Origin of the sequence: Exiguobacterium sp. 8H, from assembly GCF_902506255.1 — a bacterium.
Lineage (GTDB): Bacteria > Bacillota > Bacilli > Exiguobacteriales > Exiguobacteriaceae > Exiguobacterium > Exiguobacterium profundum.
In genome coordinates this window covers 17,576-30,487 of record NZ_LR733429.1, presented here as the reverse complement: position 1 = coordinate 30,487, position 12,912 = coordinate 17,576, and the positions used below count along the sequence as shown (strand labels likewise).

Genomic DNA, 12,912 nt, shown 5'->3' with positions numbered 1-12,912 from the left:
CATCAAGCATCCTGTTTCGACGAAGATGTCCCAACTGATTCATTCCCCATGAATCCCGGCACATCTTTAGGGCTTCATCACAAACCGATTCATTCGTTTCCCCGATGAATGAATCACATAACGCTTACGCCACTTTTGGTCCCCCGCCAAAAGTGGTTTTTTTTGCGTACAAAAAACTGTAGACGCCACCGAGCGTCTACAGGGAATCGAATCGCTTATAGTTTTGCCAACAACTTTCCTTTTTGTAAGGTCGATACGTATGCCCGCTTTGTGAAGACGTCATGTCGATTCGCACGTGCCGCATCAAGAATCCCTTCATAGAGAAGAGCCGCTGCTTGTACCGGCTTTCGACTCGCGAGTGGATACAGATGATGGGTTTCGCGTGCCCGTTCATACAAGAACTCTGCACGATTCGCCAACGCCTCCCATAGATCGATAAAGACAGGGGTCACTTCTCGTTGGTGTAACATCGCTTCACTCACACCGTACTGACGCATCATCGTACGGGGTAAATAGATGCGGTCTCGATTCAAATCTTCACCGACATCACGTAAAATATTGGTCAGTTGCATCGCAATGCCAAGGTCGATGGCGCCTTGCCTTAGCTGACGTGTCGTCGCAGCGTCCTGATTTGGGACAAGGATCGGGAGCAGCATCAGACCGACCGTGCTCGCTGCATAATAGCTATACTGCTCGGTCTCTTCGAGCGTTTCATACCGCGACTTATGTAAGTCCCATTTCATCCCTTCCGCCAATTCAAAAAATGGTTCGACGTCCATGTCATAACGTTTCCACACATCACGAAGGGCAACCCATAGTGCTTCATCTTGGTCGTAACCAGCTAAAAAGCGGTCGAAGTCATGCAAAAATGCTGCCAAACTCTCTTCTGGACGGTCTGATTCATCGACCGCATCATCGAGAGTGCGACAGAACGTATATACTGCCATGACCGCTTGACGGTCTGGTTTTGAGAGCAAAGAGAAGGCCCGGTAAAAGGTTAACGAGCCCTTCTTCATGATTTCCTCACATTGACGATACGCTTCTTGTGTCGTCACGATGCATTGCCCCCATTTCTTCTTCCATTTTTTTCACAAGTAATTGCGACCCAATCATAACGATGGGGACGCCACCGCATGGATGGACGGATGCGCCCACCGCATAGAGGCGTTCGATTTTCGGGAATGGTCTCGCTTGTGGTTTGAAGGCGGCTGACTGAGATAACTTTGGTGCAATCCCAAAACTTCCTCCTTCGAACAACCCGAATCGCTCAGCATCCATCGGTGTCCGGACTTTCATCTCGATGACACGTTCACGAAAATCAGGCATGAATGCCTCGATTCTTCCTAATAGGTGTTCGATTGTCCCTTGTGCCTCAAAGTCTTCTCGTTCCAATTTTCGAGGAACCGGGACAAGAACATATAATACACTCGTTCCTTCTGGCGCGAGGGTTGTATCCATTCGCGATGGATTAAAGGTGTACATCGCTGGATACTCACTTAGTTTACCATCCTCGAAGATCGTACGCATCGATCCTTCAAAATCATTCGGTAAATCGAATTGGTGAACCGGTAAGTCGAGTTCGCCGTTGACGGTGAAATAAAGGAGTAACGTACCGCTTGACGGTTCATACGTCTTTGGCGTCACACCATCAATCAGGCGCTCCATGAGTGGAAAATCACCGTTCACGACGACTGCATCATACGGTACATATTCGTCATTTACCGTGACTCCATTGGCCACCCCGTCCGTGACATGGACACGATTGACGGTAGCATTCATCTCGAAACGAACACCTCGACGCTTCAACTCTTGTTCCATTTTCGTCGCCAGCGAAAAATATCCTCCTTTTACATACCAGACTCCTTCTTCTTGTTCACGATAAGGAATGAGTCCATATAACGAAGGAGTGGCATAAGGATTTCCGCCGATATAGAGCGTTTGTAAACTATAGGCGACACGTAAACGTTCGTCTTCAAAGAAGCGTTTCATATTCGCATGAGCCGTCTCATATGCTTTTAACCGCATGAGAAGGAGAAGTAGTTTAGGCTCGAACAACTCCGCTTTTGAGGCATAACTACGATCTAAAAACGTATCGAAGCCAATCCGATACTCTTCTTTCTTTTGGGACATGTACTGACGGAAGGCATCTCCTTCGCCGAAAGTTCGTTCGATTTCTTCCGCCTGTCTCTCGATTTCCCGATATTTATAGAACGATGTCCCGTCTTGATAACGTAAGCGATAAAGCGGATCGACTTCAATCAACTCCACTTCATGTTCAGGAAGACCCGCCTCAATCAGTTGTTGTTTCAGTTTACTCGGCAATAAGACGATGGTTGGACCTTCATCGACTTTCGCCCCATTATCGAATTCAACGTAGTTCAAGCGTCCACCGACCCGGTCCTCTTTCTCATAAATCGTGATTTGAAGTGACGGATTGCGTTTCGTCAATAAGAGGGCGGCATATAGTGTACCGACCCCTGCTCCGACAAAGCTAATATTCATCGGCCGACACCTGCCCGGTCACGCAAAAGGTTCGTCGTGATCCGCGCTGATTCAAAGATGGTCGGCAGCCCACTTCCTGGGTGGGTCCCACCCCCGACGAGCCAGACGTTGTCGAGCTCTTCGAATTGGTTATGCGGGCGGAAATACATCATCTGCGATAAGTTGTGCCCTAGATTGAACGTTGCACCTTCATATACACCAAACGCTTTCCAGTCCTCAGGCGTCAACGCCTCCATCACCTCGATGTGTTGACGGATGTTTCGGTAAGGGGAACGTGTCTCAAGCGCGTCGAGAACGCGCTCTGTCATGGTCGCTTGTAACGTCTCCCACGGGAGGCCAGATAAATTGTTCGGCACCGGTACGAGAACGTAAAGCGATGACTTGCCAGGAGGCGCAAGTGTCGGGTCGATGCGTGAGGCATTCTGTACATAAAACGAGAAGTCCTCGCTCAATTTCAATTCTTGTGTCATCTCTTTGACATTCAATTCATAATCGTCCGCGAAGTGAATCGAGTGATGCGCCACATCTTCGTAGACATGGTCGAGCCCGAGATAAAGCATGAATGTCGAGCACGAGTAACGCTTCTTCTTGAGTTGAGTCGGACTCCACTTCGTTAGTTTACCGTCTGGAACGAGCGACGTCATCGCATGTGCGAAGTCAGCACCAATCACGACTTCATCAAACGCATAATGGACACTCCCGGACACGAGACCGGTCACGTTTTGATCATCCATGAGAAGACGCTCTACCGGTTCGCCTAAACGAATGACGCCTCCCTCTTCTTCAATCACTTTCGCCATCGCATGACACAGCTGGTTCACTCCGCCAATCGGGTGATGCACTCCGTAGGCGTGTTCCATGTAAGACAAGATGGAGAATCCACCCGGACATTCCCAAGCGGACATCCCCAAATATTTAGCCTGAAACGTGAACGCATACTTCAGCTCTTCGCTCGTGAAGTACTCGGACAAGACGTCATAAAGCGATTTACCGATCGAGAGGAACGGTAGCGCCTTGAGCACGCGTAACGAGACATAGTCGGTAAGCTTGTCATGTGCGGTCTGAAGCACAGGCATCAATTTAGACAGTTTGATCGCCTGTTCACTCATGAACCGTTCGTAACCTTCGCCATTCCCTGGAAATTGTTCTTCGATGGCGCGATACATCTGATCACGATCTGTTGTCATCGAGAGTTGACGCGTCCCACGGTCGAAGTACAAATCATACATCGGCTCCAACTGCTTCATCTCGACATAATCATGCAGATTACGCCCTGTCTCTTCAAAAATTTCTTCTAAAATATAAGGCATATTCAAAAACGTAGGTCCTCGGTCGAACGCAAATTCACCTACTTCTAAGCGCGACGTTCTGCCGCCTACAAACGGTTGTTTCTCAAATACGGTGACGTCTACACCGCGATGCGCCAGTAGCATCGCTGCAGCCAACCCACCTGGTCCTGCCCCAATAACGGCAACTCTTTGTTTCGACACACTCAACAACTCCCTATGTGAATAGTCTCTTATGCTTCTCTATCATTATAGGAATGACGGGAGACAAGTTCAATTTTGAATCGGTTGATTGAGCAGGTTCGTCTTTCCTCGCTCAGCGATGACGATATACCAAGAACCTTCCGGAATGAATGGGATGAAGCGGATTTGATCAAAACCTACTTCTTGCATCTGCCGGCGCAATCGTGGAATGGTCGGAAGCGGGTACAGATTATCGTGGAGTGTCATGAACGCATTGAACGCGGAAGCGAATCGTCCACCGAGCGCTGTTTCGGCGAGCGGGGTCACGAGAATGGCGACACCCTTTTCTTCTAAACGCTCCCGTAGTCTCTCAAGCAACTTGATACGTTCTTCTGGTGAGAAGTAATACAGCATATTGTTCATCATCACCGCATCGAATTGCTCTTCTGTTTCCCAGTTCATGAAGTCAGCTACTTCGAAATGAATGTCGCCACTCTCGTCTCGCGAGCGTGCCTCTTCGATTACCTCTTCCTCTAAATCGATGCCTGTCAGTTCCCAACTCGGTTCGAGCGCTTGGAGTTTACGTAAGTAGCCGCCGTGCCCACATCCAATATCGAGCATCGATTCGACATTTGCCTGTCGTAAAAGTTGTTGCACGATTGGAAATGCGACCGTTTCGACGAGTGTCGATGTCTTCGCGACGACTTGACCGTGTTCAGCTCCATCAAACGTCTTTTGCTTCCCAGACTCTAGAAATTCCGGATAAGCGATTAACGCGGGGATGTGAAGCTCCATCATTTCTTGAAGCATGAACCCGATGCTCCGTTCATCGTTACCGGATAATTGATATTTTAATCCACGCGTCGGATAGTAGCGCCAGCCTCTCTTTTTCAAATGACGGACGGCGACCCCGACTTCTAACCAACGCTCTAGCGCAAGTTGTGTCAATGGGCGTTTTAGACGTAAATTCATCTCCGCCATGCTCGCGCCACCTTGAAGCGCATCGAATAGTCCGAACTTGTAGCCGATATAGCCGTGCCATAAGGGTAAAAATGATTCAGTTTGTTTCATCCATTTCCGTGCGTGTAAAACTCGTGTCCATTCCATCATCTGTTGATCCATCGTTTCACCTCATCGTCGTAATTACTGATTTTTTTATTTTCCCCTAATAATTTGTGTACAAACAAAAAAATCCCACTTCGGTGTGCGAAGTGGGAACGTCTTATTGAATAAAGCTGTTGAAGAAAGATTGTCCATAAGGCAATGCATAGCCGATGAAAATCGTAATGAGTGCCAAGACGATAAACCCGCCAAATAGTCCGTTTGACGGTTTTTTCTTTTTGACTTTGACGAGCGTCATCTCACCGAAGATCAAAGTTAATAAACCGACCGTGATTTTCACGTGATAGAATGTCCCGCCACCATTCAACTGAAGGTAGAGATAAAGTCCTGTTCCGAATGCGATGAGTAACATGAGTCGAAACGCCATATGTGCGATCTTTCCACTCTTGTTGCCGTTCTTATAACCGATATAGGCCACGGCAAACAAAATAAGTAACAAAATCCAGCTCGTAACGTGCGTGTGCAAGAATGCAATCAGTGGCATTCAAATGCCCCCCTTTATGATGTTGTACAGTCTTCATTGTACACGAACTCTCTCCCGATTGGTCAAGCGAACGATTCTAAAAAATGAGCCATCCTCAAGGGATGGCCCATACATTATACAGGAGTCGTCTCTGCCTCTTGGACAGCGTACTCATAGCTTGGGATTTCAACGATGAACGTCGAGCCCTCATGCTGAATCGATTCTACATGGATTTGGCCGTTGTGACCACGGACGATTTCCTGACAAATCGGTAATCCGAGCCCCGTACCGCCGATTTCACGACTGTCGGAGTTGTCGACACGATAAAACTTATCAAATAAGCGATCGAGCGCGTCACTTGGAATCCCGATTCCTTCGTCCTTCACTTTAATGGACACGATTTGCTCGTGATGCGCAAGTTCGACCGTGATTTTTCCACCTCTTGGAGAATACTTCACGGCGTTCGACAATAGATTACTCATCAACTGTTTGAACTTCTGGCAATCGACAAATAATTCATATGGACGTGCATCATCTGCAATCAATTCGAATTCATGTTTCAACGACGATGCCTCATAGAACGTCAACATGTCTCGGACGACCGGCTCGATATCAAGCTGTTCCCGGTCATACATTTGACTACCGGATTCCATTCGTTGCACATCGAGGAAGTCGTTGACGAGATGTGTCAGACGCTCCGTCTCGGAGTGAATGGTCTCCAAGTATTTAGCTTGTTTTTCATTCGGCAACTGTTTTTTGACCATCAATTCCGTGAATCCATAGATGGACGAGAGCGGCGTACGCAGTTCATGCGAGATGGTTGAGATAAACTCACTCTTCAATCGCTCCGCCTCTGTCTCACTCGTGATATCTCGGAAGACGAGAAGCGTACCTTTTGAAAGTCCGCCGACAATGATGCGCTCTGCATACATCTGCAAGTTCATTTCGCCCTTACGAATCGAGAAGCTTACACTGTCATGTGGGAAATCTTCGGTGAACAGGCGATTCGTATACTTCGTAAAGTCCTCCGCTTGATCGACCGTTTCAACAAGACGATTCCGCCATTCTTCCCACGTTTCTTCTTCAAGGTCTTGTGAACTGACGTCACTTAACTCAGGGAACATCTCATAGAGTGGACGGTTGACGAACACGTCATTCGTCGAGTGGTCGATGTAGACGACCGCTTCTCGAATCGAATCGAGAATTCGCTCCGTCTTTCCTTTCTCCCGTTTCATCTCTTCAAATAGACGCATCCGTAAGAGAGAAAGCGAGAGCTGACGAGCGAATGACATGATGTCGCCCATCTGGGTTTGGGTGAAACGATCTTTGTATCGGACCAGATAGATGAAGGCAATGATTGAATCATCTGTCGGGTCATGGACCGGTACCGCCGTCTCAAACATATAGTACGGATACGGGAGCGGATGGTCGCTCGCGACTTGTTTCGACGAGTGTACCGTCGTCTTCAATGTCATCGCGCGCGTCAATACGGAATTTTCGCTATCGAGCAACTGACGAGACAACGTATCGTTCAAGCCGTGGCTCGTCACGCGATACGTACCCGCTTCATCCACGAAAACGAGTGCACCGACCTCTGAATCTGTAATCGTGACCAGTTTCTCAATGATTTCCGGATAGGCCGTAAGCGAATCGCGTGACGCTAACGTCTCCGTCAATTCATTCCGATACGCGAGGTGTTGCTCGTTTTGTTGCGTCTGTTCTAAGATTTCTTCTAGTTCTTGTTGCTGTGCCTGCAATTCTTCTTGTTGGGCAATCAATTCTTCTTGTTGCGCTTGCAACTCATGGTTTTTTTCAATCAAATGTCGTTCATTGTCACGAAGTGTCTCAGCCATCTTATGGAACGATCGAGACATCGTCCCAATCTCATCTTCTCGTTTCATCTGATCGCTCAAATCAACGATTTCCCCTTTTAACAAGCGGTTCGATGCGATGGAAAGTCGTGAAATCAAACGTGTTTGACGGCGTAGGAACGGCTGGATAAACAATAAGATCAATACGGCGAACGAGGCGATGCTCATGATCCACAAGAATTGAAGCATATTGTTGTTCTGTCGCCATTCAGCGTAGACGGCCTCTTTTTCAGACGCCATCAACTCACGATATTCTCCGAGCGCAGACTCTACCTCATCAATCGGTCCGAGGATGTCAATGCCGCGTTGCGGATTAAATTGGACGAGTCCTTGATCAATCAAGCGCTGAGCCGTCGGCAACTCGGCAATCGTTTGAGCATCGATAAACGTCTCTGTGACTTCCCCATCTTGTTGCGCTTGGGCATATTCATACGTCACCGGAATGATCACATCATAGTAAAAGTCGTGGAACTGCTGAAGATCTTCTGCGAACAATTCTCCTTGGCGCGTCTGAACTTGTGTTTTGAACCAATTGATTTCCTGTTGGAACTTAGCCTCATTCGCACGTGAACGTTCGAGCGATGCTGTGTCGCCGAACAAGAGATATCCTCGTGTATCATATTGGTCAGCCTGCCACTCATCCCACATCTTCGTCAGACGGTCGACGCGTTCATCGACCTGACGCAATCTCGCCTCGTTCGCCTCCAAACGGTTCTCGATATAGACATAAGTCAATGCCGATCCGACCAACGCAATGACGAGGAAGGAATAAAGGACGACCATGATGTCGCGTCCGAGTTTTTGTTTAAACCACCTTTTCACTTCACAATGCCTCCTATGATTTTGACGAGTTCAAGTGGGCTGAACGGTTTAGAAATGAAGTAGTCGACACCAATCTCGTTCGCGCAATCACGGTCAGATTGTTGGCTTTTCGCCGTCAACATCATCACTTTCGTCTCTTGTCGCCCTGGTAACTTCCGTACTTTTTCAATCACTTCAAGCCCTGTCATGCCGGGCATCATATGATCCACAATGACCAAATCATATTCATTTTCTTCAATCAATCGATAGGCCTCAATTCCATCTTGTGCCTCGTCGATGTCATATCCTTCATCTTCTAATGTATCCATAACAAGCATGCGTAGCACTTCTTCGTCTTCCGCAAGTAAGATTTTAACCATAATTGTTCCTCCATTTTTTATCCCATTTTTTTATTTTAACGGATTTGTAATTGTTACACAAAATAAAAAGACGTACGAAACTCATCTCGTACGTCTTTTGCCTAATCACATTGCCCCAAAACCTGTATTCCAGTTATACGACTTCTTTTTCAGCGAACTGACTATTGTAAAGTTCTTCATAAAAACCACCAGCTTCAAGAAGCGATTCATGTGTTCCTTGCTCAATGACCCGACCTTGGTCCATAACCAAAATCAAATCCGCATCTTTGATGGTCGATAAACGGTGAGCGATGACGAAACTCGTCCGCCCATTCATCAGCCGTTTCATCGCCTGTTGAATCAAAATCTCAGTACGCGTATCCACACTCGACGTTGCTTCGTCTAAAATCATAATCGGTGGGTTCGCCAATACTGCTCGCGCAATCGTCAGCAACTGTTTTTGACCTTGTGAAATGTTATTGGCCTCTTCATTCAACACGGTGTCGTATCCGTCTGGCAACGTTCGAATGAATGCATCCGCATGCGCCGTTTTCGCCGCGTTGACGATTTCCATCTCAGTCGCTCCCGTTTTCCCATAGGCGATGTTATCACGAATCGTCCCGTTGAATAGCCACGTGTCCTGTAAGACCATTCCAAACGTATGTCGCAAATCTTGTCTCGACATTTTACGCGAGTCTTTCCCATCGATGAATATCTCTCCACCGTTCAACTCATAAAAACGCATGAGTAGATTAATCAATGTCGTTTTGCCGGCGCCTGTCGGACCGACGATGGCCACCGTTTGGCCCGTCAACACATCGAGATTCATATCTTGAATGAGTAGGTTGTCGCCGTATCCGAAATCGACATGACGGAACGTGACATTTCCTTCGGCACGTTCTAATTGATAGGTCTTCACATCTTTCACTTCTTCTTCTTCATCCAGCAGTTCAAATACACGTTCCGCCGCGGCAACCGTCGACTGGACGATGTTCGCGATATTCGCTGTCTGGGTGATTGGTTGGGTGAACTGACGTGTATATGTGATAAACGCTTGAATGTCCCCGATGGAGATGCTGCGCTGCGTGACCAAAATACCGCCGACGACACTAATCAATACATAGCTGATGTTCCCGATGAACATCGTCATCGGCATGATGATTCCGGAAATGAATTGCGCTTTCCGTCCTGCATCGTAAAGCTCCTCATTCACATCGTCAAACTCACGCACAGCTGTCTCTTCCCGACCAAACGCTTTGACGACCGCGTGCCCTGTATACATTTCTTCCACATGGCCGTTCAGTCGTCCAAGGTGACGCTGTTGATCGGAAAAATATTGTTGCGACCGTTTCAAAATCGGACGAATCGCAAAAATCGTGAGCGGAAGGGACACAAGAGAGATGACCGTCAACAGAGGACTGATTGACAGCATCATAATCAAAATCCCAATGATGGTGACGATGGAAGTAATGAATGACGTAACACTCTGTTGTAGCGTACTCCCAATCAAGTCGATGTCATTTGTCACCCGGCTCAATGTCTCCCCGTTCGAGCGTCCGTCATAATACTTGAGCGGAAGTCGTTCTAACTTTTTGTTCACGTCTTCGCGCAAATCATAGACCGTTTTTTGGGCAACACCGGACATCAAATATTGTTGCACGTAGTTGAATAGACTACTGATGACGTAAAGGCCAGCGAGGAGCGACAAAATTTGTCCGATTCTCGTGAAATCAATTTCTGCCCCTGGCACACCTGTAAACTTCGCATATGCCCCTTCAAACAGTTCGGTGATGGCGATTCCCATGATTTTCGGACCGGCAATCATAAAGATTGTACTTAAAATCGCCGCGACAAACACAGCAATCAACGTGTTTCGCCGTGGTTTCAAATAGGCAAGCAAACGACGGAACGTGACTTTGAATGCTTTTGGCTTTTCGCCCATCATCATCATATTTCCACCGCCCGGACCTCCTGGACCGCCGTGTCCCCCATGAGTTTGTCGCGTATTTGCTTGTTTCTCACTCATGCGATTTCCTCCTCAGACAATTGCGATTTCACGATTTCTTGATAGACCGCATTCGTCGCAAATAATTCCTCATGTGTCCCGACTCCGGCAACGGCGCCTTCTTCTAGAACGATGATTCGGTCGGCGTCCATGATCGTGCTGACACGTTGTGCAACAATCAGTACCGTCGCATCTTTCGTTTCTTCTTTTAACGCTTTGCGAAGGGCGGCATCCGTTTTAAAATCAAGTGCCGAGAAACTGTCGTCGAATACATATAAATCCGGTTTCCGAACGAGAGCTCGCGCAATCGACAGACGCTGTTTTTGACCACCCGACACGTTTGACCCACCTTGTTCGATCACAGCCTCATATCGGTCTGGCATCTTCTCGATAAAGTCACTTGCCTGCGCGATGGATGCGGCATGAACGACTTCTTCCACTGTTGCATCGGTCTTCCCATATCGAATGTTCTCAGCAATCGTACCTGTGAACAGCAACGCCTTTTGAGGAACGAACCCGATCTTCGAACGAAGTGCCTCTTGTGGAACCGCTTGGACATCAACACCATTCACGCGAATTGTCCCCGACGTCACATCGTAAAATCTTGGAATCAGATTGACGAGTGTCGATTTACCTGACCCCGTACCCCCAATCACCGCTGTGACCTCACCTGGATTCGCTGAAAAACTCACATCGGATAGCGCTGGTTCTTCAGCACCCGGATAATAGAAGGTCACGTGATCAAATACGAGTGTCCCTTGCTCAATGTCCGCAGTCTTTGTCCCGTCATCAATCAGTGAAGGTTTCATCTCGAGCACTTCGTTGATCCGGTTGGCAGACACAGAAGCCCGAGGAACCATGATGAACATGACTGATGCCATGACGAGCGCGAACATGATTTGCATGACGTATTGAATGAACGCCATCAAATCTCCGATTTGCATCGCACCTTTATCAATCCGAATCCCTCCGAACCAAATGACGCCGACAACCGTCAAGTTCATCACGAGCATCATGACCGGCATGAGGAACGCCATGATTTGGTTCACTTTGATTGAGACGTCCGTCAACCGTTCATTCGCCTTCGTCAATCGAACCTGTTCTTCTTTTTCACGGTTGAAAGCTCGGATGACACGGATGCCCGTCAGATTTTCTCGGAGAACAAGATTGAGCCGGTCCAATCGATTCTGTACCTTTTTAAACAACGGCATCGCCTTCCAAAAAATGAGGAAGATCGAGATGACGAGTACCGGCATTGCGGCAACAATGACAAGAGACAACGTCGCATCCTTCGAGGTCGCCATGATCAATCCACCGACAAACATGATCGGCGCACTCACAACCATTCGCAGCATCATGATGATGACCTGTTGCACTTGCGTGATGTCGTTTGTCGTCCGTGTGATGAGCGAAGCCGTCCCGACACGATCGAACTCTTCAAGCGAGAAGCGTTCCACATGATTGAACACACGTCTTCGTAAGTCACGACCAAATCCCATCGCCGCCTTTGAAGAATAAAAACTGGCCACAATAGCAGCAAGTGCTCCAAGTCCCGTCACACCAAGCATGATTCCGCCCATTTGCCAAATGTAGCCGGTATCGCCCGTCACGACCCCATTATCGATAATGTCCGCCATCAACGTCGGTAAAAATAAATCTGCTAACGACTGCGCGAACACAAACAATAAAACCATCAGAACAGCCCATTTATAAGTAACGAGACGTTTCAATAACTTAATCATGTCGACACACTCCTTCACAATCTGTGAGCCCTTCATTCAATCCATCCGCAATATGTTGATGGGCTGTAAGCATATGATGATACGTATCCTGATCGAGACGAGACAAAATTTGATTCAATTGATATTCCGTCCCTTCTTCTTGTCGCTCAATCTCCTCAATCAAGCGTTTACCTGATTGGTCAATGGTCAACACAACTTCTCGCCGATTATCCGGGTTGATATCCCGACGAATCAATCCTTTCTCCACGAGACCATCTAATGATTGACTTAACGTGCTCTTTGGCATTCTCGTTCGCTGAACCAGTTCCTTTTGCGTAATCGCACCCTGTTCATTCAACATCATCAGACCGTGCAGTTGAGGTAATGTGAGATCGTTTTGTTGCGCCGTCTGATGCATGAGACGAATCAGGACACGCTGCACACGCCAAAATGATTGCATCATCTCCCGTGCCCGATTTGTATTTGTCTCGGTCATTCTTATTCACTCCTTTATCGTTCCGAATCGAATTGTTCTAAACGGAACAATTCTTTATATAAAATAAATTACTCCTCTCCAACTCGATTGTCAACGAAATCGA

10 protein-coding genes are annotated in these 12,912 nt (G+C 47.6%); all 10 read right to left on the bottom strand.

The window, feature by feature from the left end; all coding sequences use genetic code 11:
* Nucleotides 1-215: 215 nt before the first annotated feature.
* The 10 genes from GVY43_RS00110 to GVY43_RS00065 all read right to left on the bottom strand — a co-directional run bounded on the left by GVY43_RS00110 (nucleotide 216) and on the right by GVY43_RS00065 (nucleotide 12,809).
* Nucleotides 216-1,055, bottom strand: coding sequence for a phytoene/squalene synthase family protein (locus GVY43_RS00110; RefSeq protein WP_159561891.1), 840 nt, complete (start codon nucleotides 1,053-1,055; stop codon nucleotides 216-218).
* Complete coding sequence (locus GVY43_RS00105; protein WP_159561890.1) at nucleotides 1,024-2,502, bottom strand: NAD(P)/FAD-dependent oxidoreductase; 1,479 nt, start codon at nucleotides 2,500-2,502, stop codon at nucleotides 1,024-1,026. Before GVY43_RS00105 ends, GVY43_RS00110 begins: the two co-directional genes overlap by 32 nt.
* Nucleotides 2,499-3,992 carry an NAD(P)/FAD-dependent oxidoreductase gene (locus GVY43_RS00100; RefSeq protein ID WP_159561889.1) on the bottom strand — a complete coding sequence of 498 codons (1,494 nt, stop codon included), beginning with the start codon at nucleotides 3,990-3,992 and terminating at the stop codon, nucleotides 2,499-2,501. The genes GVY43_RS00105 and GVY43_RS00100 overlap by 4 nt, the downstream gene beginning before the upstream one ends.
* A 69-nt stretch (nucleotides 3,993-4,061) precedes the next feature.
* A complete protein-coding gene (locus tag GVY43_RS00095; protein WP_074037653.1) occupies nucleotides 4,062-5,093 on the bottom strand; it encodes a class I SAM-dependent methyltransferase in 1,032 nt (343 codons plus the stop codon).
* A 100-nt stretch (nucleotides 5,094-5,193) separates the two neighbouring features.
* The gene (locus GVY43_RS00090) at nucleotides 5,194-5,577 is read right to left on the bottom strand and encodes a YisL family protein (protein WP_015880968.1); all 384 of its coding nucleotides are present in this window, start codon (nucleotides 5,575-5,577) and stop codon (nucleotides 5,194-5,196) included.
* A gap of 113 nt (nucleotides 5,578-5,690) precedes the next feature.
* A complete protein-coding gene (locus tag GVY43_RS00085; RefSeq protein WP_159561888.1) occupies nucleotides 5,691-8,249 on the bottom strand; it encodes an ATP-binding protein in 2,559 nt (852 codons plus the stop codon).
* Nucleotides 8,246-8,608 (bottom strand): response regulator, encoded by a 363-nt coding sequence (locus GVY43_RS00080; RefSeq protein ID WP_015880966.1) that lies wholly within the window; start codon nucleotides 8,606-8,608, stop codon nucleotides 8,246-8,248. Before GVY43_RS00080 ends, GVY43_RS00085 begins: the two co-directional genes overlap by 4 nt.
* Nucleotides 8,609-8,741: 133 nt before the next feature.
* On the bottom strand, nucleotides 8,742-10,613 hold the full coding sequence (locus tag GVY43_RS00075) for an ABC transporter ATP-binding protein (protein ID WP_159561887.1): 1,872 nt from the start codon (nucleotides 10,611-10,613) through the stop codon (nucleotides 8,742-8,744).
* The gene (locus GVY43_RS00070) at nucleotides 10,610-12,334 is read right to left on the bottom strand and encodes an ABC transporter ATP-binding protein (protein WP_159561886.1); all 1,725 of its coding nucleotides are present in this window, start codon (nucleotides 12,332-12,334) and stop codon (nucleotides 10,610-10,612) included. The genes GVY43_RS00075 and GVY43_RS00070 overlap by 4 nt, the downstream gene beginning before the upstream one ends.
* Nucleotides 12,327-12,809, bottom strand: coding sequence for a MarR family winged helix-turn-helix transcriptional regulator (locus GVY43_RS00065; RefSeq protein WP_074037656.1), 483 nt, complete (start codon nucleotides 12,807-12,809; stop codon nucleotides 12,327-12,329). Before GVY43_RS00065 ends, GVY43_RS00070 begins: the two co-directional genes overlap by 8 nt.
* Between the last annotated feature and the right edge of the window lie 103 nt (nucleotides 12,810-12,912).